The following is a 23,419-nucleotide window of genomic DNA, read 5'->3' on the forward strand; positions in this document are numbered from 1 at the left end:
CAGTCGAAGGACTTTAATCTTAATAATTAAAAATAAGAAAATTGAAAAGAATTTTCTTGGTGACAATAGCGTTTTGGACCCACCTGACTCCATGCCGAACTCAGTAGTGAAACGAAACAGCGCCGATGATAGTGTAGCATTTGCTATGTGAAAGTAGGACATTACCAGGATTTAATTAAGAGAAACCCGTTACAGCAATGTAACGGGTTTTTTGCTTTTTGAAATTAGTAAAACTCAGCATACTAAGAGATGATACGATTAATAATAGTGTAGTATTTCACTGTGACTCTCTACCGCTGTGGGCACTACGACATCCTACTGCGTAGCGCACCGACTTCACATTGTAGAGCGCTCGAATTTAAGATTCGGGCTTTTTTATGTCTGCATAAAAGTGAAGTACGCGCAATTAACACCCACTCACATCAACACCTATCACGTAGATCGGGCGAGCGTAGCGACTCCCGACGCTAAAATCATAAAAACCTCCGCTCGACAATGAGTTCGTAGCATTTGCACTGTGACTCTCCACCGCAGTGGGCATCATGACATTACCAGGATTTAATTAAGAGAAACCAGATACAGTAATGTGACGTTTTTTTCTATTTAAATTTAGTAAAATCTCACCGTTAAATTCGACAACAAAACTAGGTGCACTTAATCGCGCGTGTTAAAATCCAATTTTTATGAATGACGATATAGAGGTCTAGATTGCCTACAGCTGATTACCAAAAGGTGCTTGATGAAATAGCACATGAAGTACGCCCTTTATTATCACAAGGGAAAGTAGCTGATTATATACCGGCGCTTGCCGAGGTTGATCCAGAACAATTTTCTATCGCTATTTATACAACTGATGGTGAAACTGTATGTGCGGGGGATTGTTCTCAACGCTTCACTATTCAATCAGTTTCTAAAGTTATGACACTTACTATGGCACTACAGCGTTATGGTGATGAACTTTGGCACAGAGTCGGAAAGGAACCCTCAGGTACAGCCTTTAACTCGCTTACACAGCTTGAGTTTGAAAAGGGGATTCCTCGTAACCCATTCATCAATGCAGGCGCAATTGTAACGTGTGATGCATTATACAGCCGCTTATCTGCGCCAATGCATTCTATGCTCGAAACCTTCAGGTTATTAGCTGGTAATAGAGGCATAGTAATTGATAAAAAAGTCGCTAATTCAGAGTATGAGTTCAGGCACCGAAATGCTGCTATGGCACATTTAATGAAGTCGTTTGGTAATTTTGAAAACGAAGTTGATGATGTTTTGTGGGCTTACTTTAACTTTTGTTCTATTGAGCTCAACTGTATTGAATTAGCAAAAGCTTATAATTTTTTAGCTAATAAAGGTGTTGATAATCGATCGGGCAATCGTGTTTTAAGTAGTCGTCAGAATAAACAGCTTAATTCGCTTTTATTCACGAGTGGTTTATATGATGCTGCGGGTGATTTTGGTTACAGAGTGGGCATGCCAGGTAAGTCGGGAGTGTCAGGAACTATTTTAGCTGTGTTACCAAATAAGTTTACTGTAGCTGTTTATTCTCCGGGGCTTAATTCGTTTGGTAACTCCGTTGCAGGAATAGCAGCATTAGAACTGCTATCTAAAAAGCTCGATATTTCTATTTTTTAGGAAATCGATAGGGAGCAATAATTGCTCCCACCGTTATTTATTGTTCCCAATAAACTTGTTCTAAACAATCTTCACGTTCAGGTAAACCACGAGATAAACGCGGAGAGTGCTGAACTAATACTTCATAGCTCGCTCGGTTAGCATATTTACTAATTTGCGATAGTGACGAGTAAGTAATAGCTTGTTGCTGATGTTTAGCTGAGTTTGCCACATTAAGCTTATGGTAAACATTCGCTGACAAATCATGTAGTACAGCCGCAAGTGCGCAGTCACCTGCACCATTGGTGTTTTTTATTGAATCAGGTCCACCCATAAATGGGGCCGTATGACTATATGCTCTGATAGGTTCATCACACTCATCTTTACGCATAGCTCGTGAGAATTCGTAACGGTTAAAATCAGGTATGGCGCCTGGTAGTAACGGGTATTCGGTTTCACGCTTTAAGCTTTCGTCTACGTAGCCGGCCATAAATAAGCCTTTTTCGCCAGCGGTACAAATAACTAAGTCTACCCAATCAAGTGCTTTATCAGCAGCTAGAAGAGGATCTTCAAAACCTGTAATAGCTAAACCTTCTTCTTCGTTCATAGCAAGAATATCAACATGCTTTTCAACAAAGTTTGCCCACCAAGTAGGGTCTTGTTCAATTAAGAACTTAGTACCGAGTGTAAGCACAACTGGCACACCTGCGTCATTAGCGTATTTTACCGCTTGCATAGTGGCTTCAGTCATTGTTTCGCTACCTTGAGTACGCATAAGATAGGCACTAATCACTAACGCTGATGAATTCTCAATAAGGTCTTTATCGATAGATTCAGGACGTAAGTGATTCATTAGGCCTGCACTTATTGCAAATGTACGCTCACCGGTTTCATCAATTAATGTAAAACAACGGCCTACAGGCCCATCAACTGGTTGAAGGTAGTTTAAGTCTACACGGCTTGAGGTATTACATAAAAAACGGTAAGCGTAGCTACCTATTTTTATATTTTCGCTCATTACGCCTAATAAAACTGAGCGATCATCTGCAAGTACAGAGTAGTTGTGCATAGTGTTACCAATGGTTCCACCGGCAAACTCAAAATCAACCATATTGTTTAATTTTAAACGATCGTATAAGGCGTTTGTTGTATCGCTATCAATAACTTGCGACATCCCTCTACGTAGTTGAAATTCGTCAAGGAAAGCTTGATCAACTTTTGCCTCTATATCAACAACGATCTGATCGATACCCGTAATATAACTACGTTGTAATCGCTCTGTTGCGTTAAGTTGATTGGTAAGTGGATCTTTTGCTTCCACTGGAAAATAATGTTTATGCCTGCGGCGTCCAGGAAATTTCATTTGCTACCCGTGTTGTGAGCTAAATAAAAAAAGCGTGAGATTATAGCGTAAATCAGCACTAGTGAGCCATTACAAACGGGTAAATATTGTTTTATTTTTGCAATAAAGTAATGAATGGCGCACTTTAGAGTGCTAACTAGGTATAATTACAGCATAAAAGGTTATTTAAGTAGAAATAATGAACGAACCATTTGATGATTCCTACTGGATGGAACAAGCGCTTTTGTATGCAAAGCAAGCAGAGCTGCTTGATGAAATTCCGGTTGGAGCAATTGTAGTTAAAGATAACCAGCTAGTTTCAGTTGGGTATAACCGCTCAATAACGGATAATGACCCATCTGCCCATGCCGAAATGATTGCAGTGCGAGAAGCTGGAAAAGTCCTTAACAATTACCGCTTAATTGATTGCACCCTATACGTAACGTTAGAGCCTTGTTCTATGTGTGCGGGGTTGTTAGTGCATAGCAGAATAAAGCGTTTAGTATTTGGAGCAGTCGATGCTAAAACAGGGTCTGCGGGTTCAATTATGAATTTATTACAAGAGCCTAAGTTAAATCATCAAGTTGAGGTGTGTGGTGGTGTTTTGGCACAGCAGTGCGGTGATACTATTTCGAATTTTTTTAAACGTAGAAGAGCGCAAATTAAAGCAGCTAAGAAAGCTGCTCGTGATGAACAAATAAATAAGCCTAACTAAAGTTAACTAGCGATTGGCTCTATTTCTGATTCAGCCATTTGCTGCATAGCAAACATTCGGCGACGCCAGATGATTTTTTTGTGTAGTTTTCGCAACATAACACGACGACGTGTGGCCGTTGAATAAATGACATTGCGTTTTAATCTTTGTGTGCGTCTACGTTTTAGCATGTTTTCTCCTAATGCAAGAGTGAGAAAGGCACGGGTATATCTTATAAAATAATGATATACAATTAACACACATTAGTGATCATTTGGTGACAAGTAAACAGATATTTAATTTACTTAAATTTTGCTTACTGACATGCTCAATAAACGGGTACTTATCTTAATCTTAGTTATTGTTTTCACTCGACTGTTCGGGTTCGATTATAGGTTGTTGTTTTTCTGTTTGAGCTTCATCTGCCTTACTTTTTACTTCACTTTTTTCGTTTAGCTTTAGCTCAGTATCAGTGCTCAGCTCTGTAATTGGTTCTGGCTCAGATTCTGCAGCAATAGCATCATTTTCATCTAGCCAAACAAGTGCATCGTAATAGCGACGAATATTATCAACATATTTAACAGCTACATCGCCTCGGGCATAACCGTAACGAGTTTTACGGTAATAGCGCTTTTTAATTAATAGCGGTAGGCGTTTTTTTACATCAGCCCATTTGTCAGGGCTTGCGCCTTGCTGTTCGGTAATTATACGTGCGTCGTTAACGTGCCCCCAACCTACATTGTATCCGGCCAAAGCAAGCCATGTACGGTCGGGTTGCGGGATACGGTCAGGAATACGTTTAATAAGCTTGCTTAAGTATTTAGCGCCACCACGAATGTTTTGCTCTGGTTCTAACCGGTTAGTAACACCTACTTGTTTGGCTGTACTGCGAGTTAGCATCATGATGCCGCGCACACCTGTTGGTGATTTAGCGCGAGGATTCCACATAGATTCTTGATAGCTTAGTGCCGCTAATAATCGCCAGTCAAGGCTACCTGCATATTGTTCAAACCATGGCTGGTATGCTGGTAAGGTTTCTTTAATTGCTTCGATATAAGCAAGGGTATTTACATAGTTAAACTGGCGCACGTGACCAAAGTATTTTTCTTCAAGTACATAGAGCTGGTTACTTTGCTTAACGTCACCAAAAAATGGCACCAGCAACGCATATAAAGAGTCGTCTTTAGATTTATTAAGTATCCATGCAATCGGGTCGTTATGGCTAACTGAAAAACCAATGCTTAAATTTGGGTGATAACGGCGAAACAGCGATAGCGTATGCGTATCAGCGAGTGTGTAATCTATCTCGCCATCAATAACTGCTTGAAGTAGTTCTTCTTCATCAAACTCTTCGCTTTCTATCCAAGTTAGATCTGGATTGTTCTTCTTCATTTTTTGTAGAGTAAGCGAGTGGCTACTTTTAGCTATAACAGTAAAGTTGCCATCTAAATCGTCAAACTCTCGAGGGCGAACGCGCCCTTGTTTATAAACTAACTTTTGGCTGATTGTTCTGTAAGTTGGTCCGTAACGGTATTGCTCTGCACGGGTTTTATTATAGGTAAGTCCTGATGCTATCAAATCTAAATCACCGCTTTCAAGGCGTTCAAACATGTCAGATAAGTTAAAGAAAGGGACTATTTCAAGCTCTACACCTAAATATTCAGCGAAGGCTTGAGATAACTCATATTCAAAGCCTTGCTCACCTTGAACGGCTTGATAATAATTACTAGCACTGGCAAGGGTACCCACACGTATTTTATTGTGTTCTTTTATTTGGGCGAGTTGAGTTGGCTGCTCTTGCATATCGCATGCACATAACAGCATAACTAAAGTAATGATTATTATTAGTTTTTCTTTGAACATTGAGTGCCCCTTAAGCTCGCCAGCCACCGTTATAGCAAAACTAAGCCATCGCGTCACTTTACCTTTTATTTTATTAACCAAAAGAGGCTATAAATAAAGCTAAAAAGTTAATTTTATGAAAAGCGTAATTTTGAGTTAAATCTGAATGCTAATTGGACTATAATGCGTGCCTAAAATATCGTTCAATCCCTAACCCCGGATGAAATTACCTATGTTGATCCTTCGTGGTGCACCAGCACTGTCAGAGTTCAGAGTTAATAAAATTTTAGCGCGTTGCCAACAATCGCAACTTCCAGTCACTAACGTATACGCCGAGTATGCTCACTTTGCCGATTTAACATCTCCGTTGAGTAGCTCCGAGCAAACCAAGCTTGAAAAACTATTAACTTACGGTCCAACTATTGCTGAGCATACCCCAGCTGGCAAACTTGTACTTGTTACACCTCGCCCAGGTACCATTTCACCTTGGGCATCTAAAGCAACCGATATTGCCCATAACTGTGGTTTAAAACAGGTTCACCGTGTTGAACGCGGTATTGCTTATTATGTTGAAGGTGACTTAAACGCAGAACAACTTGCACAAGTAATTGCGTTATTGCACGACCGTATGACCGAAGCCACGCATAGTGAGCTTGAAGATGCTGCACAACTGTTTCGCAGTGATGCACCGCGCCAAATGTCGTCTGTTGATATTTTAGGTGGCGGACGCGAAGCATTAGCAATAGCTAATGTTGAGCAAGGTTTTGCCCTTGCTGATGACGAAATAGATTACTTGGTAGAAAACTTTATAAAGTTAGGACGTAACCCTAACGACATCGAATTGTTTATGTTTGCACAAGCAAACTCAGAGCATTGTCGCCATAAAATATTTAATGCTGACTGGACAATTGATGGAAAAGAGCAGCCAAAATCGCTGTTTAAAATGATTAAAAATACGTTTGAGTTAAACCCTGAAAATGTATTGTCGGCGTATAAAGATAACGCGGCAGTAATGAAAGGCTCAAAAGCGGGTCGCTTCTTCCCAAATGCGCAAGGTGAATATGCGTATCATCAAGAAGATATTGAAATACTAATGAAAGTTGAAACGCATAACCACCCAACAGCTATTGCGCCATTCTCTGGTGCGGCTACAGGCTCTGGTGGTGAAATTCGCGATGAAGGCGCAACTGGTCGTGGCTCTAAGCCAAAAGCAGGTTTAGTTGGCTTTACTGTATCAAACTTACGTATTCCAGGTTACGAGCAACCATGGGAAAGCGATTTTGGTAAGCCGAGTCGCATTGTTAACGCGCTTGATATAATGACAGAGGGTCCACTAGGTGGCGCTGCATTTAATAATGAGTTTGGTCGTCCTAACTTATTAGGCTACTTTCGTACTTACGAAGAAAAAGTAACAAGCCATAATGGCGAAGAAGTACGTGGTTACCATAAACCAATTATGCTTGCCGGTGGTTTAGGTAATATTCGCTCTGATCATGTTCAAAAAGGCGATATTCCTGTTGGCGCTAAATTAATTGCGCTAGGTGGACCTGCAATGAACATTGGTTTAGGCGGTGGTGCTGCATCAAGCATGGCTTCAGGTCAATCAAACGAAGATTTAGATTTTGCTTCAGTACAACGCGAAAACCCAGAAATGGAACGTCGTTGCCAAGAAGTTATCGATAAATGTTGGCAGCTAGGTGATGAAAACCCAATTGCATTCATCCACGATGTAGGTGCTGGCGGTTTATCAAATGCGTTTCCTGAGCTTGTTAATGATGGCGGACGTGGTGGTAAGTTCCAATTACGTAGCATTCCTAACGATGAGCCAGGCATGGCACCACACGAAATTTGGTGTAATGAATCACAAGAACGTTATGTACTTGCTGTTGGCGTAGAGGACTTTGACCGCTTTGAAGCTATTTGTAAGCGTGAACGTGCCCAGTACGCTGTTATTGGTGAAGCAACAGCTGAACCTCACTTAACAGTGTCAGACAGTCATTTTGAAAATAACCCTGTTGATTTACCGCTGGACGTATTATTAGGTAAAGCACCTAAAATGCACCGCGATGTAACGTCAAAGCACGTTGTTGGTAAAGCGCTTGATACTACATTAATAAATGCAGCAGATGCAGCGCAGCGCTTAATGCGTTTACCAGCCATTGCAGAAAAAACATTCCTAATAACAATCGGCGATCGCTCAGTTACGGGTTTAGTAGCGCGCGATCAAATGGTTGGTCCTTGGCAAGTACCTGTTGCTAACTGTGCAGTAACTGCGGCAACGTATGATACTTACCACGGTGAAGCTATGTCACTTGGTGAGCGTACTCCTGCAGCATTACTTAATTACGGTGCATCTGCTCGTTTAGCTGTAGCTGAGTCGTTAACTAATATTGCCTGTGCAAACATCGGTAGCCTTGAAAACATTAAGTTATCAGCAAACTGGATGGCAGCAGCGGGTCACCCAGGTGAAGATGCTGGTTTATACGAAGCGGTTAAAGCCGTAGGCGAAGAGCTTTGTCCTGCGCTTGGTTTAACGATTCCAGTGGGTAAAGATTCTATGTCAATGAAAACGACATGGAAAGATGAAGGTGACTCACAAGAGAAGTCAGTAACATCACCGCTTTCACTGGTTATAACTGCGTTTGGTCGTGTTGACGACGTACGTAAAACAGTCACTCCACAACTGCGCACAGATAAAGGCGACACATCGCTTATATTAGTTGATTTAGGTGCGGGTAAAAACCGCATGGGTGCATCAAGCCTTGCGCAAGTTTATAAGCAATTGGGTGATTTAACACCTGATGTTGATAGCCCAGAGTTATTAAAAGGCTTTTATAACGCAATGCAAGCGCTTGTGGCCGATAGTAAATTACTTGCTTATCATGACCGCTCAGACGGTGGTTTATTTACCACGGTTGCTGAAATGGCGTTTACGGGTCATACCGGTGTAACGGTTGATTTAGCAGCTTTAACAGGTTCAGACATTGAAGCGCTTTATAACGAAGAGCTAGGTGCGGTAATCCAAGTAGCAAATGCTGATTTAGATACAGTAAATGCGGTGTTTGAACAACATGGTATAGCAGCAATTAGCCACAACATTGGCACGCTTAACAGTGACGATACGATTATATTTAACCGTGGCGAAAATACGGTACTTAATCATACGCGTACTGAGCTTCGTACTATTTGGGCTGAAACAACGTATCAAATGCAAGCACGCCGTGATAACCCTGAATGTGCTAAGCAAGAGTTTGATGCTAAATTTGATGCAAAAGATCCAGGCTTAAACGTAAAACTAAACTTTGATTTAAACGAAGATATAGCTGCACCATACATTGCAACCGGTGCTAAACCGCAAATGGCTATTTTACGTGAGCAGGGTGTTAACTCTCATTTAGAAATGGCGGCAGCGTTTAATCGCGCAGGTTTTGCAGCTGTTGATGTACACATGAGCGACATTTTAGAAGGTCGTTTAACACTAGAGCAATTTAAAGGTTTAGTGGCTTGTGGTGGTTTCTCATACGGTGACGTACTTGGTGCGGGTGAAGGTTGGGCTAAGTCTATTTTGTTTAACGACATGGCACGCGATCAGTTCCAAAACTTCTTCCACCGTGAAGATACCTTTAGCTTAGGTGTATGTAACGGTTGCCAAATGTTATCAACGTTAAAAGAGTTGATCCCTGGTACTGAACATTGGCCGCGCTTTGTAACTAATAAATCAGAGCGTTTTGAAGCACGCTTTAGTTTAGTAGAAATACAAGAAAACCCGTCTGTGTTCTTTAACGGAATGGCTGGCTCGCGAATGCCTATAGCGGTTTCTCATGGTGAAGGTCATGCTGAGTTTGCAAACGATGCAGCCACTAAAGCGGCGCTTAATAGCGGCACTGTAGCGGTTAAGTTTGTAGATAACTACGGTAACCCTACAACGCAGTACCCAGCTAACCCTAATGGATCTCCAGAAGGTATTACAGGTATTACGTCAACTGATGGTCGCGCCACTGTAATGATGCCGCATCCAGAACGTGTATTCAGAAGCGTTGCCAACTCTTGGCATCCTGATGAGTGGGTCGAGGATAGCCCGTGGATGCGTATGTTCCGTAACGCACGTAAAAACGTAGGTTAATTACATTTGCGTTTATACAAGTTAGATTCATAATCTTACTGTAAAATAAAAAAGGCTGCATTGTGCAGCCTTTTTTGATTAGTATAGTTTTAGCTAAAAGCATTTAAGGATAGTATGTTTAAGCGAGTTGGTTTAATTGTTGGGGCTGTATTGCTAAGTACCTTACTGCTTGGTTATGTATTTCGCTTGCCTTTATTACAGTGGGCTATTGCGCCTGAGCTCAAAAAAGCAGGCATTACGTTAAGTTGTCTCGATTTTTCAATTACGTCTGAACTAAATATTCATGCTGATAAAGTGTGTGTAAATTATCAAAATCAACAGTTACAACTCACTGGTATTACTGCAAATACAAAGCGTGTAGATATTGAAAATGCAGTGCTAACTGTTAATTCACTCCCTAAAAGTGATAATGCTAATCAACTTGCTAAAAATCTCGATTTAGCGCTTCCCTTAAATCGCCCATTAATCAATATTAAACAGCTTGTAGTAAAAAGTAATGAGCTCAATAAGCCACTTAGAATAAGCATATTAGAACCCGAACTAAATAAATTTAATGTCTCAGGTGATATAAACGCAAGTGCAATTTTGACTGCTAATAAAGTAAGTGGTCAGTTTGAAATTAATGACACACTTTTAAAGCAGGTTATAAACACTAAAAATACATTAATCGCAGATTTTAACTTTAATACTCAGCAAGCGTTTAGCTTTGACGGTATAAAGTTTGAGTTAAATGGCGGTATTAGCTCCCAGTTTACTCACACGTATGAGTTTTCTCATACAAATCAGCAGTGCCAGATTAACGTATTAACTACGGGCAAATTGACGACTCATTTTAATTTAAATAGCCAAGCGTTAATGTTTAATACCGATTTGCTTAATAACAAAATTAATTTAACACCAAGCTGTACTGAGTTAATACCACCGAGTGAATATGCAGGCTTTATTAGCAAACAAGTTCCTTTAAATTGGCAACTTAAACTCCCTCAATCAATTCGCTTAGAGAGTAGTGAGTTGAGGGTACCTGTAATTAATTTGGTAAGCGTGGGCGATAAGCAATTTTATATTTTAATAACAGATACAACACTAAATATTAAATCTCCACTTGAAGACTTACAGACAACTTTGTCAGCTCAAATAAATACACCTGATATAAATAATATTAGCGTTAATGCTCAGTTGGCTGGCACTGCAATTAAAGGCAATTACGTCGTTATGCTTGATGGCTTGCCTGAGTTTGCACCTGCTACAGCGAATGGGCTTAGCCTTAGTGGTCACTTTAATATAAGTGAGTTTATAGACTCAAAACCAATTGGGCTTATAAATGCTAAATTAACGCTTAATAGTGTAGATGCGTTTGATATAAGAGCAGTGCAATACCAAGGTGATTTAACAGCAAAAATGGATAAACAGTTAAACGCAGAAGTAGCGTTAACTCAGCAATTAAAAAGCGCAGAATATAAAGAATTTAAAGTCACAGATATAAGTAACACATTAACAGCAAATGCTAATTTAGGCGTAGGTGAGTTATTTGCTGATCTAACAGCAAAAACCAATATAAAGGCTGTTAATAGCCCCGACATAAAACTTAATAATATAAAAGTAGAGTCTACGGGGCTACAAAGCCGTGCACTAAAAGCCACGCATCACGCATTTATAAACGATGTTGAGTTAGTGATAAATCATCATATGTCGTCGCAATCTCATCCGTTTGAAGTCATTATTCCTGAACAAAGTGCGCTGTCGTTAAATGCGTTTATCAGTCAATTTGAGACACTTGCACAGTTAACAGAGGGCGAATTTAATGGCTATATTAGTGGCGATATAAACTTACAAAATGCACTGTTCAATATAGGGATTAGCCATACAAGTGCATTGTATAACGATTACCTTGCGAGTGATTTAAACAGTGTATTTAGCGGGGAATATAATTCAGGTAAGCTTAATGTAAAACCAACTACCTTTAATTTAAATGAATTTAGAGCCGGTGCTGTAGTTAAAGCGATTGAAGGTCAATGGCAAGTTAATAACAATACCGCGCTTATAAATGATGTAAAAGGAAGTGTGTTTGGTGGCGAGTTTTCATTAGATAGCTACACAGTAGGGAAGCCAAACCAAGTTGCCAATGTTAAGTTTGAAAATATTGATGCAAGTAAACTCGTTACACTCGACGATAAGTCGGGCATTGTATTAACGGGACGCTTGGCGGGGTCTTTACCTGTCCATTTTGATAGTGGAAAAATTGAAATAATTGACGGTAGTTTATTTAGCCAAGGAACAGGTAATTTAAAAATTACCAATAATGCCGCGTTTGATTCAGTAATGCAGCAACAGCAAGAGTTGCAACCTGTATTAGGGCTATTAACTAATTTAGATATTCAAAAACTTAATAGCAGTGTGGCATTAAAAAACGATGGCTGGTTAAAGCTTGGGGTTAATTTACAAGGCTATAATAAACAAGAGCAGCAGCAAGTTAACTTTAATTATAACCACGAAGAAAACGTATTTACACTTTTACGCGCACTGCGTTTAAGTGACGAAATTACACAAAAAGTTGAGCAACAATACTCACAAAAAGGAAACTAATAATGAGACAGTCGTTATTGATAAAAGTACTGCTCGCGCTAGGTGCTATTAGTGCACTAAGTGCCTGCACGCACCGAGTTGAGGTGTCTGCTAAAGAGCCCATTACTATTAATTTAAATGTGAAGGTCGATCACGAAATTCGCGTAAAAGTAGATAAAGAACTCGACAGTTTGTTTAGTGACGACAGTGAGTTATTTTAAGGAGCTAAAACATGAATACGAAGAAAAAATTAAATATTATTACGTTAGTTAGTGCAGTATGTATGTCGTTCTCTGCGTGGGCTATTAGCCTTGATGACGCTAAAAACCAAGGTTTTGTAGGTGAAGATAGCTCTGGTTATTTAGGGCTCGTTGTACAAAACGCAGAAGCAAAAGCAGTTGTTGATGACATAAATGCAAAGCGTAAAGCGCAGTACTTAAAGCTGGCTAAAAAGAATAACTTGTCACTTTCACAAGTAGAAGCGCTTGCTGCTGCTAAAACAATTGAAAAAACCCAAAGTGGTCATTACGTTGAAGTAAATGGTAACTGGGTTAAAAAATAAGCGTTAGTTATTGCCTTGTTTTGTAAAAAGTTTTGCACAAAGTTTTGTACAAACCAAAATAAAACCGAGCATTTAAGCGCTCGGTTTTTTACAGCCTTCGAGTAACTGCTGCCAAAAATCAATACCCTTACGCCTTGCTAGGTTTATATTATGCTCTGGAATAGATTCAGGCTCGTTATAACTATCAAGTGCTTCGCTCATACTTGCCTCACGAATTAAATGCAGAGTAGGAAAGGGGGCTCTATTTGTGTAGTTTGCGGCATCGGTTTCATCACTGTCGGCAAATACATAATCTGGGTGAAAATTAGCGATTTGATACTTACCTTCAAAGCCTTGCGCGACTAAAAGTGCATTAGCTAAATCGACCAAGTCTAAAAAGTATTCAAAATCACTAAAGCCGTTGTCAAACATGATAAGGGTTGTTTCGCGCTCTGGCTCGCGGTCAAGCTCAACACATTGCTCAAGCATATCCATTACGGCATCATCCATACTTGCTGCTGGACTTACGATGTAATGAATACAGTTATTTTCTACTTCTTTACGAGCAAACGGGCAAAAGTTATATTTAACAATAACAGATGACACCCATTCGCGGGTTTGGCTTATAGCTATGTTGGTCACGGTTTTGGCTCTAAATATTGATTAATAATGGTAAGTGTTTTTTGTATCGCACCTTGGTTTTTAGCTACGCATTGAGCGGCTTTAATACCTAAGGTTTGGCACGCTTTTGTGTTTTGGCTAAACGTTATGAGCTGCTTTGCGAGTCCATCGTTGCTATCAACCACTACAGTGCCTTTAAGTTTTATTAGCTCGGGATAAACATGATCAAAATTGTATGTGTGTGGACCTGTTATTACGCCTACTGAAAACGCAGCTGATTCCAGTGGGTTATGCCCACCTCTACGTATTAAGCTGCCACCAATAAAGCTCACATTTGCAGCGCCATATAAACACTGTAATTCACCAAGCGTATCAGCAAGGAGTACTTGTTCATTGTTGTAGTTATTTTGGCTACGACGGCTAAAACTAAGTGGGCTTTGCGTTAAAAACTCAGCCACTTTGTCAAACTGCTCTGGATGGCGCGGGGCAATTATAAGTAATGCGTTCGGTTGCTTTTTTAGTAACTGTTGGTGAGCCGCAAGTACTAATTCATGCTCTACAGGATGTGTTGAGCCTGCTACCCATACGAAGCGCTCGTCATTGATGTGTTCATTACCGTTATTTTCATTACTACTATTTTTATTAATACTATAAAGCAGTTTAAGATTGACTACTTTGGTCAGTTGCTCGTCACTTGGTGTTATATCAAATTTTATAGAGCCTGTTACATGGCTTTTTGAAGTTTCGAGACCAAGCTCTATAAAACGCTCTGCATCTGCCTTGTTATGACTCGCAAGTACTGTAATTGAGCGCATAATAATATGCGTTAATTTAGCGACCTTTTGATAGCCTTGCTGCGACTTTTCAGAGAGTCTTGCATTGATAACAAGTACCGGTATATTTTTTTTGTGACTTATCGCCATTAAATTTGGCCATAGCTCGGTTTCTAAAATACATAATGCTTGTGGCTTTATACGCTTTAAAAATCGGGCTGTCGCAAACGGAAAATCGATTGGTAAGTAGCTACACGCCACAGTATTTTTAAACTGGTTAAGTATTTGCTCTCTGCCTGTTGGAGTATTACAGGTTATAAGTATATTTAAATTTGGATGCGCTTTTTGAAGAGCTTTAATCAGCGGCGTTGCGGCAAGTACCTCACCAACAGAAGCACAATGAAAAACTATAGGTTTGGTTTTATTTGTAAATATAGACTTACTGACAAACCCAAAGCGCTCTTTAAAGTGTGCACGATAGCCTTGGTTTTTTTTACCTCGTAAAATATAGAGATAAAATACAATCAGTGGGCTAATAAAAATTAATGCTAGAGAGTAAAAAATGCGTGCCATACTGATCTTTCTTAAAGGGAGGTGGCGTTAGTTTACCGTGAAATAGCCGTTTTCTAAACATACTCACAATAAAATATGGTCTGGGTTCAGTTATAACCCGATAAAATGCACACAATTAAATAAAATTATGGAATAATGGATTTAATTTTTCCCTGCTATTTCAGTTCCTAGAGGAATTTTTCATGTCAATTATCGATTCAGTGGCAACTAGCTACGTTGAAACATTAAACCGTCATCAAGCATTATTTGAAACGATGGAAGCTTATCATCAAGAATCTATGCAACTGTTAGAAGCATGCCACAGTGCATTACAAGCTGGTGGCAAGATTGTTTGGTTTGGTAACGGCGGTAGTGCAGCCGATGCGCAGCATTTAGCAGCAGAATTTGTAGTGCGTTATAAATTAGAACGTGGTCCGCTTGCCTCAATGGCATTGACTACAGATACATCAATTTTAACAGCACACAGCAACGATTATCACTTTGATACGGTGTTTGAACGCCAAGTTCAAGCGCTATGTAAGCCAGAAGATTTAGTTATTGGTTTAACCACATCAGGTACTAGTAATAATATTAATTTAGCATTAGAAGCTGCAAATAAACTAGGCGCTTTTACAGTGGCATTAACTGGACGTGATGGCGGTAAAGTAAAAGATATTGCTAAGTTACCTATCATTATAAAAAATGACGAAACAGCACGTATTCAAGAAGCTCACATGTTTATAGGTCACTGGTTATGTGAAGCCATGGATATGGTTGTTGCGGAGCAGCAGTAATGGATTTATCGTTATTAAAAAACTTATCAGCGGCACGAATATTAGTTGTTGGCGACGTAATGCTAGACCGTTATTGGTATGGTGATACAGGTCGAATTTCGCCTGAAGCGCCAGTACCTGTTGTTAAAGTAAGTAAATTTGAAGACAAAGCGGGCGGCGCAGCTAACGTTGCAAAAAATATAGCGCGGTTAGATGCAAAAGTTGGCTTACTGGGCTTAATTGGTGAAGATGAAAGCGGGCAGATTTTAGAGACTATTCTAAAAGGTGAAAAAATAAGTTCACAATTAGTCAGTGTATGTGATTTACCGACTATTTCAAAAATGCGTGTTATTAGCCGCCACCAACAACTCGTTCGTCTTGATTTAGAAGAAACATTTACCGAGCAACACAGCCAACTTTTATTAAACCGTTTAGAGCTTGTACTTGATGAATACGATTTTATAGTGTTCTCTGATTACAGCAAAGGATCTTTAAGCTTAATTAAAGAGATGGTAAGCCTTGCTAAGGGCGCCGGAAAAACGGTTTTAATCGACCCTAAATCGCCAGATTTACATTTATATGAAGGTGCTGATTACATTACGCCTAATTTACATGAGTTTAAGTTAGCGGGTGGTCAAACCGATTCAGAAGAAGCTTTAGCTGCAAGTGCACGTGATTTAATTAGCAGAAATGGCATTAAAGCTATGTTGCTTACGCGTTCTGAGCAAGGTATGTCGCTTATTAGTGCAGATGAAAAATTTGATTTTGCAGCGCAAGAGCTTGAAGTAAGCGATGTAACCGGGGCCGGTGATACGGTTATAGCTACATTAGCTGTTATGCTTGGCGCGGGCATGGAACCTAAAGATGCTGTCGAAATTGCTAATTTAGCCGCAGGTATCGTTGTGAGTAAGTTTGGTGCAGCAACGGTCTCGCCAGAAGAGCTAAGCCGCAAGCTTGGTCAGTATTTACATACCACTGGTGAGCATTACCAAACACCATTTGATGATGTACTTCAGCATATTGAGTTTGCAAAACAAAACGGTGAAACAATAGTGTTTACTAATGGCTGCTTTGATATTTTACACGCTGGGCATGTGCGTTATTTAGCACAAGCTAAAGCGCGAGGTGACAGGCTTGTTGTTGGATTAAATAACGATGAATCAATTACGCGTTTAAAAGGGGCAGATCGTCCTATTAACCCGCTAGATGAGCGTGCAATGGTACTTAGCGCACTTTCATCTGTTGATTGGGTTATTCCATTTGGTAGCCTAGATGAAAACGATACTCCCGCTAAATTAATTGAGCAAATAAGCCCTGATATTTTAGTTAAGGGTGGCGACTACACCGTAGAGCAAATAGCGGGTGCTGAGCATGTACTTCGCCATGGCGGAAAAGTTGAAGTGCTTGAATTTTTAGATGGGTGCTCAACATCAAAAGTAATAAGTAAAATTAAACAGTAATTACTGATTTAGTTTGCTAAAAAATAAAAAAAAGGGATGAAAACACTGTTTTCATCCCTTTCTTACTTTTAATACGTTACTTTATTAAAAGTAACGTATTAAAAGTTATATTCGTACTTAGCAAACGCAGAAGTATCGTTTTCAGCACCGTCGTTGTTAGATGCAAAAGCACCTAAAGTGACGCGCCCTCCCATAGAGAGCATTCTGTAACGCAGTTCTAATTGCTTAGAGTTAAACCCTGTTTTAGTAATAGAATTCCCTAAATCTGGGTTGTTAGGGTAAAGGTCCCTGTTATCGCTGTTGTAATCAACACTGCGTAATTTTACCTGCCAATCGTTTCCATTAGATAACTGACCTAGCAGAGTTAAAACGACTGATTGTGCATCGTTATCGTAGGTTGAGCCAATTGTACGACCATGGTATCGGTAGCCTGATCTATAAGCCGACAACTTGTCATCATGCTCATAGTAACAATTTTCAACTTTTGATTCAGCTTGGCATGAAACACCAGTATCTATATATTCAACATTTACTAATATGTTCTGAGTGTATATGCGTTGTGTTGTTTGAATACCAAAAAGATATGCTCTGTCGGAAGGCTTAAATTGAGAGCTTGCGTCTTCACCTATAGTGCTAATGTAGATTGCATATGGGTGTGTTAACAAGGTATCAGACCAGCGGATATCAATACCAGCCAGTTGATTACCTATTTTTGACTCAAATTGACTGTCACAGCTGTCATTACCATCTGTGCAAGTTGTTTGGCCAGTTATAACATCAATAAAATCACCTGCAGAGCTAGGTTGTCCATCGCCAGCCCATTGTGCAGACCAGCTAAGTGCAATTTCTAACTGTTGAATAGGGCGAAAATTAACACGAGTACTCCACAGTAAAGCATCAGGTATAACACGCGTAGACTCAAGTTTAGCCATTTGTGCAGTAAAGCTCCATTGACCAATCCAGCTCAGCCATGGTGTATCGAAAGCAGTACTTTTTTCTCTGGTAACACTTAGTGCAGGTAAAGGTTTCGCATTACCTGACATAATTAAGCTGTTATCAACACCAGGTCCCCAAAATTGTTCAACAGCACCGGCTCTAAAAATCCAGTTACCTAAACGGTAAGCTAAGTAACTATTATCAAGTGAGGTATCGTTACAATCGGTTAAAGCTTGCTCGTTGGTAACTATATCGTCAGTCGTTTTTCCATCAACTAAACATTTTTTACCGTCTTTTCTATAATTTACAGCTACTTTAGCTGCAAAGTTATCGCCTAAATAAGCGTAAGCTGCAGAAAGCTCTGTTTCTTGAGTATTTGTTGCACCAAAGCTTGTTGCTATGATTGGATCTGTGGCTGCAAAAGCTGATAATTGAAGACTATGTGAGCTATTATTTTCTGATTTATATCGATGTTTAACGCGAAGTAAAGCATCTTGTAAGCTTGGAGATAATTGCTCCAGCGGCATACTTTCCACATCGCTTATAAAACTTTTCCACATAAGCGGATAGGTAGTTACAGGAGCTAAAATAACACCGGCATCAGCTAATTGTTGAATATCAGCTCTTAGACCATAATCATCGGGTTTTACCCATGGCTCAGCATTAACTGATGCGCTCATAGCGCAAAAAAGAGTAGAAAGTAGAAAAATTCTGTTTCGCAAAGTTCAGATCCTTGTGATTAAGATTGCGGCTAAGTTTATCAATCTAAGTCTGCTATTGCAGTAAATAATCAAATTTATAGAGTTAATTTAATATATTAAAATGTAACCTGTCTATCGTAATAAGTATCTGATTGATATACTGGAGCTCAAATAGAACATTGAGAATGCAATGAGCAACAAACGACTTTTATTTATTCCAGTATCATCACCAGAAGGCATTGGTGAATATATGCGCTCGTTGTTGTTGGCTCAAAGTTTAAAGGCAGAACTTGCAGATTCTCTCGATATTCACTTTATATTAAATAAGCATACAAGCTACGCAAAAGATTGTCCTTTTGAAGCCACACTACTCGAACACTCAGCGACTAAAGAGCTTGATTTTGTTTGCGACTTTATAGAGCAATTTAAACCTGATGTCGTTGTTTTTGATTGTGCAGGACGTGCAGGGCATATGAAGGCGGCTAAAAAGGTAGGCGCTAAAGTTATATTCATTTCTCAGCATGCAAAAAAACGTGCTAAAGGCTTAAAACTTAACAGAATTAATTTAATTGATATACATTGGGTTGTACAGCCTGATTATTGTATTGAGCCACTTACATGGGCTGAAAGTACGAAGTTAGACATGTTTCCCTTGGCACATCCTCGAAATGTAGGTCCTTTTGTTACATTTGCCTCTTGCGCGCAAAAACGTGATGTTTTAAATCGCTATAACTTAGTATCGGAAGGCTATTTTATTGTAAATGCTGGCTCAGGCGGACATGTATTAAATAACCTTAATTGCGCTGATGTTTACTTTAAAGCCGCGCTTAAAATTACTAAGCACACTGGTTTAAAAGCAGTTGTTGTGTTTGGTCCCAATTATAAGAAAGCCATTCCTGAAAGTGATGAGGTTACTTGTTTAGCAAGTCTGCAAAGTACTGATTTTTTGGCATTAATGAGCCAAGCTAAAATCGCATTACTTAGCGGTGGAGATACTTTACTGCAAGCAATTGCAGTTCAAACCCCCGTTGTGGCATGTGCTATCTCAAAAGATCAAAATACACGTTTGGATCATTGTGTTAATGCAGGTGTTGTCATAAAAGCAAATCTTGATATTGATGAAATCACTACGAAAATAGCTCAAGTTATTAGCGAGCCTTTCTATAATGAATTCGTTGCTAAATATAGCCAACTTGATAATACACATAGCTTCGATGTGATCACTAATAGCATAAAAAATATGCTTATAGGGGATCGCTAATGAATATAGTGATTGTAATTGATTCCCTAGTGGGTGGTGGTGCTGAAAAAGTAATGCTTACCCTTGCTGAGGAAATGGCCAAGTTAAAGCACCGAATCACTATTTTGTCTCTTGCTAACTCTATTGAATATAATATCCCTGAAGTACTTAACGTGGAGAGTTTATTCGCACATAGGGCATCAAAAGTAGATCGATTTTGGCAGCGTAAAAATAGCATTTTAACACTACAAACTTGGTTTGAAAAAAAACAAAGCGAGCTGGGCAATATTGATTTAGTGCTTTCTAATCTTGATAGAAGTAATAACTTGCTCGCGCGTAGTAATATCAAAAATGTTCATTTTGTTATTCACAACTCAGTTAATGCAGAACTTGCACGTCAAAAAAAGTTAGGTCCATTTTCATACTTATATCTTAAAAAAAGTAAGCAAAATTTAAATGGTAAATCACTTATTTGCGTATCAAAGGGTGTTGAAAAAGAAATAATACAAGGGGATTTAATTAACCCAAGTGCAATTGCGACTATTTACAACCCGTTCGATTTTGAAAAAATAAGACAGCAAGCAAATGAGCAAAATAACAATATCCCAAATGAGCCCTACTTAATTCATGTAGGAAGACTCGCCAAACAAAAACGCCACGATATATTATTTGCAGCATTTGCAAAGCTTGATAAAAAATACAAGTTAGTACTTTTATGTAATAAACCGGCTAAAGCGCTAAAGCTTGCACAGGAATACGGCATAGAAAAACAGTTAGTAGTGCCAGGATTTCAACAAAACCCGTACAACTGGATTAAGCATGCCAAAGCTTTAGTGTTGAGTTCTGATTTTGAAGGACTTCCAACGGTATTAATTGAGGCTTTAGCGGTGGGTACTCCGGTAGTTAGTACTAATTGTACATTTGGACCAAGCGAGATATTAACAGGCGAGCTAAGTAAATATTTAGTACCCGTTCAGCAAAGTGAGGCATTAGCCAATGCCGTTAAGCAGGTGCTAGCAGATAAGCCAAATGTAGAAAACGCAGATATTCTAAAACAAGTACAGGCAGAGCAGGTTGCTCTGCAGTATTTAGCATTGGCTAACTAAGTTAACTTATATTAGGTTAACTTATATTAGCGAGTGCTTTGAGGTAGTTGCTATGCAGAGTTTGCCAGTCAGTCGCTTGCCAATTAAATGACTCGTTTCGACCTTGTTCTTTTAAAAATGAGCGCTCAAGTCGTTCCATATTACTTTGTTGCCACTGCACATTAGGCATTTTTATTTCACCTCTATCAAAGTCGATAATGTACACATCACCAGTATCATCAAACAAAATGTTATTAATGTTTAAATCGGCGTGATACACACCTTTTGAATGAAATAGCGCGATTGTTTTAGCTATGCGCTCCAACTCATCTTCGGTCAATGGGCGTTCAATTAATACATCGAGTACACTTTTAGCGCCTTTAACAGCCTCGGTAATAATATCACCACGATAAATTAATCCGCTGCGGGTTACTTTAGCTGCAATAGGGGTTGGTACGTTTAAACCAAGCTCTATAAGTTTACTCATTAAGCTAAACTCTTTATACACACGGGTTTGTTCAAGTCCTGGGTATAAATATTGATCGCTTAGCAATTTACCTACTAAGCCACCGCGCCAATAATGCCTAAGTACGGCTGTTAATTCGTCTTGCTTAAAAAACCACGCAGTTGCTCGACCTTTTTTAGCGCCCACAATTTTATTTTGTTGTTGCCAATAATTTGCATCAAACCAATCGAGGGTAATTTGGCTCGTGTATTTAGGGTGGCTTAATACAGTGTGATTGCCTTGCACGTGTTGTTTAAACATAGCTCTGCGTAATTGCTAAATAATGTGCCTATATTAGCGCGTTTTAAAGCTGAGGATAAGTGCTTGCAATAGCGTGATTATAATTTAAGATCGGCTTTTGTATTTAATACCTAAGGGAATGTGTGACTCAAGCTCCTAACTATTCATCTATTTGTATATTAAGACTCTCAGCCATTGGTGACGTATGTCATGGTGTGAGTGCTGTACAAGCCATTCAAAAAGCACACCCAAATGCAAAAATCACCTGGGTTATTGGTAAAATAGAAGCGATGTTACTTGCCGACTTACCGGGTGTTGAGCTGGTGGTATTTGATAAAAAACAAGGTAAAGCAGCACTTAAAAGCTTAAAGCAACGCTTTAAAGATCAACAGTTTGATGTACTACTTAATATGCAAGTTGCATTAAGGGCTGGGTTTGTAGCGCGTTGTATTCCTGCAAAAGTAAAAATAGGGTTTGATTGGGCGCGTTCAAAAGAATTGCACAGCTTGTTTATTAATAAACGAATAGCCCCAGAAGCTCAGGCGCATGTGCTTGAAGGCTTTAAAGGTTTTGCAAAAGCCATTGGTGTAGCTGATTATAAACCGAGTTGGGACATGCCATATACAGAGCAAGACCAAGCGGTTGCTGATGAACTACTAACACCAGAGTACCTAACTAATAAACTGTTAGTAATATCGCCAGCAGCAAGTAAAGCACAGCGCAATTGGCTCGCTGATTGTTATGCAGCATTGGCTGATTATGCAAATGAGCAAGGCTTTAAGGTGGTATTGACGGGGGGGCCAACAGAACTTGAAATTAACCTAGCAAATAGTATTGTTGAGTATAGTAAAACACCTATTTTAAATTTAGTGGGTAAAACGAAACTCAAAGAGTTGTTGTGCGTGTTAAAGCGTGGCAGCTTAGTGCTTGCGCCCGATACGGGTCCTGCACATATGGCGGTAACGGTTGGTACGCCGGTTATTGGTTTATACGCACATTCAAACCCAGCACGCACAGGTCCTTACTTATACCAAGACTACGTGGTAGAGGTTTATCATCAAAATTTGCTTAAGCAAACTGGTAAAACAGCTGAGCAAGTGCCGTGGGGTACGCGCGTAAAAGGCGATGATTTAATGAGCCAAATTACAGTTGATAACGTAAAAGCGATGTTTGATCATGTTGTACAAAAAGAGTCTTTGTAATGAATGCACAAAAAAAAAATAAAGCACTTTTTTTAGACCGAGATGGCGTAGTAAATGTTGACCATGGTTATGTGTATCAAAGCGATAAATTTGAATTTATTGAAGGTGTTTTTAGTACTTGTAAAGCATTTTATGATGCGGGCTATAAAATCATAATCGTCACTAATCAATCTGGAATTGGCCGAGGTTATTACACCGAAACTGATTTTTTAGCACTAACGCAATGGATGAAAGCTCAATTTAGCGATCACAGTATTGAAGTTGCCGATGTGTACTTTTGCCCTCATCACCCTAAAAAAGCGCACCCTGAATATTTGAAAGAGTGCAGTTGCAGAAAGCCTGCGCCAGGGATGTTATTGCAAGGCATACAAGAGCATAACATCGACCCTGCTTGCAGTATAATGGTGGGCGATAAACTCAGTGATATGCAGGCTGCGAAAAAAGCAGGGATCACTACCCGCGTTTTAGTGCGTTCAGGTCAAAGCTTTGATGAAAGTGCCAAGCAAGAGGCTGATTTAATTATCGATTCTATAAACAGTTTACCTGCACTTTTAAAGACATAAATAGACTAAACAGAGTAGCCTGTAAACTGGCAGAAATTCCTTCCAGTTTAGGG

19 protein-coding genes and 1 rRNA gene are annotated in these 23,419 nt (G+C 39.4%); 13 read left to right on the forward strand and 7 right to left on the reverse strand.

All coding sequences use genetic code 11. From position 1 onward, the window contains the following. Window positions 1-55 precede the first annotated feature (55 nt). Window positions 56-170, forward strand: a 5S ribosomal RNA gene (rrf, locus tag P20429_RS19730). A 538-nt stretch (window positions 171-708) separates the two neighbouring features. Then, window positions 709-1,632 (forward strand): glutaminase B, encoded by a 924-nt coding sequence (gene glsB, locus P20429_RS06725; protein ID WP_007584683.1) that lies wholly within the window; start codon window positions 709-711, stop codon window positions 1,630-1,632. A 37-nt stretch (window positions 1,633-1,669) separates the two neighbouring features. Here glsB and P20429_RS06720 read toward each other — a convergent pair whose 3' ends face one another. Then, a complete protein-coding gene (locus tag P20429_RS06720) occupies window positions 1,670-2,974 on the reverse strand; it encodes an inosine/guanosine kinase (RefSeq protein WP_010554383.1) in 1,305 nt (434 codons plus the stop codon). Window positions 2,975-3,152: 178 nt separating this feature from the next. Here P20429_RS06720 and tadA point away from each other — a divergent pair, with 178 nt between their 5' ends. Next, a complete protein-coding gene (gene tadA, locus P20429_RS06715) occupies window positions 3,153-3,668 on the forward strand; it encodes a tRNA adenosine(34) deaminase TadA (protein WP_033026952.1) in 516 nt (171 codons plus the stop codon). A gap of 2 nt (window positions 3,669-3,670) precedes the next feature. Here tadA and P20429_RS20725 read toward each other — a convergent pair whose 3' ends face one another. Together P20429_RS20725 and mltF are read right to left on the reverse strand one after the other, a co-directional pair. Further along, window positions 3,671-3,838, reverse strand: a complete 168-nt coding sequence (locus P20429_RS20725; RefSeq protein ID WP_007584688.1) for a hypothetical protein — start codon at window positions 3,836-3,838, stop codon at window positions 3,671-3,673. Window positions 3,839-4,001: 163 nt separating this feature from the next. Continuing rightward, on the reverse strand, window positions 4,002-5,510 hold the full coding sequence (mltF, locus tag P20429_RS06710; RefSeq protein ID WP_007584689.1) for a membrane-bound lytic murein transglycosylase MltF: 1,509 nt from the start codon (window positions 5,508-5,510) through the stop codon (window positions 4,002-4,004). Window positions 5,511-5,721: 211 nt separating this feature from the next. Between mltF and purL the strand changes: the two genes are divergently transcribed. The 4 genes from purL (at window position 5,722) to P20429_RS06690 (ending at window position 12,736) form a co-directional block, all read left to right on the forward strand. Beyond that, window positions 5,722-9,612, forward strand: coding sequence for a phosphoribosylformylglycinamidine synthase (gene purL / locus P20429_RS06705; protein WP_007584691.1), 3,891 nt, complete (start codon window positions 5,722-5,724; stop codon window positions 9,610-9,612). 114 nt (window positions 9,613-9,726) lie between these two features. After that, window positions 9,727-12,195, forward strand: a complete 2,469-nt coding sequence (locus tag P20429_RS06700; protein ID WP_007584697.1) for a YdbH domain-containing protein — start codon at window positions 9,727-9,729, stop codon at window positions 12,193-12,195. A 2-nt stretch (window positions 12,196-12,197) separates the two neighbouring features. Continuing rightward, the gene (locus P20429_RS06695; protein WP_007584699.1) at window positions 12,198-12,395 is read left to right on the forward strand and encodes a YnbE family lipoprotein; all 198 of its coding nucleotides are present in this window, start codon (window positions 12,198-12,200) and stop codon (window positions 12,393-12,395) included. Between the two features lie 11 nt (window positions 12,396-12,406). Then, window positions 12,407-12,736, forward strand: a complete 330-nt coding sequence (locus tag P20429_RS06690; RefSeq protein WP_007584701.1) for a YdbL family protein — start codon at window positions 12,407-12,409, stop codon at window positions 12,734-12,736. A gap of 72 nt (window positions 12,737-12,808) precedes the next feature. Here P20429_RS06690 and P20429_RS06685 read toward each other — a convergent pair whose 3' ends face one another. After that, window positions 12,809-13,357 (reverse strand): DUF1415 domain-containing protein, encoded by a 549-nt coding sequence (locus P20429_RS06685; protein WP_007584703.1) that lies wholly within the window; start codon window positions 13,355-13,357, stop codon window positions 12,809-12,811. Beyond that, window positions 13,354-14,682: a lipid IV(A) 3-deoxy-D-manno-octulosonic acid transferase gene (gene waaA, locus P20429_RS06680; RefSeq protein ID WP_007584704.1), complete on the reverse strand. Its 1,329-nt coding sequence runs from the start codon at window positions 14,680-14,682 to the stop codon at window positions 13,354-13,356. Before waaA ends, P20429_RS06685 begins: the two co-directional genes overlap by 4 nt. A 182-nt stretch (window positions 14,683-14,864) precedes the next feature. Here waaA and P20429_RS06675 point away from each other — a divergent pair, with 182 nt between their 5' ends. Both P20429_RS06675 and hldE read left to right on the forward strand, forming a co-directional pair. Continuing rightward, window positions 14,865-15,455 (forward strand): SIS domain-containing protein, encoded by a 591-nt coding sequence (locus tag P20429_RS06675; RefSeq protein WP_002961065.1) that lies wholly within the window; start codon window positions 14,865-14,867, stop codon window positions 15,453-15,455. Continuing rightward, window positions 15,455-16,894 (forward strand): bifunctional D-glycero-beta-D-manno-heptose-7-phosphate kinase/D-glycero-beta-D-manno-heptose 1-phosphate adenylyltransferase HldE, encoded by a 1,440-nt coding sequence (gene hldE / locus P20429_RS06670; protein ID WP_007584706.1) that lies wholly within the window; start codon window positions 15,455-15,457, stop codon window positions 16,892-16,894. Before P20429_RS06675 ends, hldE begins: the two co-directional genes overlap by 1 nt. Before the next feature lie 98 nt (window positions 16,895-16,992). On the opposite strand, the gene P20429_RS06665 is transcribed toward hldE, so the two are convergent. After that, on the reverse strand, window positions 16,993-18,510 hold the full coding sequence (locus P20429_RS06665; protein ID WP_007584708.1) for a capsule assembly Wzi family protein: 1,518 nt from the start codon (window positions 18,508-18,510) through the stop codon (window positions 16,993-16,995). A gap of 211 nt (window positions 18,511-18,721) precedes the next feature. On the opposite strand from P20429_RS06665, the gene P20429_RS06660 reads away from it, so the two are divergent. Both P20429_RS06660 and P20429_RS06655 read left to right on the forward strand, forming a co-directional pair. Continuing rightward, window positions 18,722-19,792 (forward strand): hypothetical protein, encoded by a 1,071-nt coding sequence (locus P20429_RS06660; RefSeq protein ID WP_007584710.1) that lies wholly within the window; start codon window positions 18,722-18,724, stop codon window positions 19,790-19,792. Then, window positions 19,792-20,877 (forward strand): glycosyltransferase, encoded by a 1,086-nt coding sequence (locus P20429_RS06655; protein ID WP_007584711.1) that lies wholly within the window; start codon window positions 19,792-19,794, stop codon window positions 20,875-20,877. Before P20429_RS06660 ends, P20429_RS06655 begins: the two co-directional genes overlap by 1 nt. Window positions 20,878-20,893: 16 nt before the next feature. Here the strand turns inward: P20429_RS06655 and P20429_RS06650 are convergent, their stop codons facing one another. Next, window positions 20,894-21,622, reverse strand: coding sequence for a 3-deoxy-D-manno-octulosonic acid kinase (locus P20429_RS06650; protein WP_007584712.1), 729 nt, complete (start codon window positions 21,620-21,622; stop codon window positions 20,894-20,896). Window positions 21,623-21,744: 122 nt separating this feature from the next. Between P20429_RS06650 and P20429_RS06645 the strand changes: the two genes are divergently transcribed. Together P20429_RS06645 and gmhB are read left to right on the forward strand one after the other, a co-directional pair. Beyond that, window positions 21,745-22,803: a glycosyltransferase family 9 protein gene (locus tag P20429_RS06645; protein ID WP_007584713.1), complete on the forward strand. Its 1,059-nt coding sequence runs from the start codon at window positions 21,745-21,747 to the stop codon at window positions 22,801-22,803. Then, a complete protein-coding gene (gene gmhB, locus P20429_RS06640) occupies window positions 22,803-23,366 on the forward strand; it encodes a D-glycero-beta-D-manno-heptose 1,7-bisphosphate 7-phosphatase (protein WP_007584714.1) in 564 nt (187 codons plus the stop codon). The genes P20429_RS06645 and gmhB overlap by 1 nt, the downstream gene beginning before the upstream one ends. Window positions 23,367-23,419: the final 53 nt, after the last annotated feature.

The sequence above is a fragment of the Pseudoalteromonas sp. BSi20429 genome (assembly GCF_000238895.1).
Taxonomy (GTDB): Bacteria; Pseudomonadota; Gammaproteobacteria; order Enterobacterales; family Alteromonadaceae; genus Pseudoalteromonas; species Pseudoalteromonas arctica.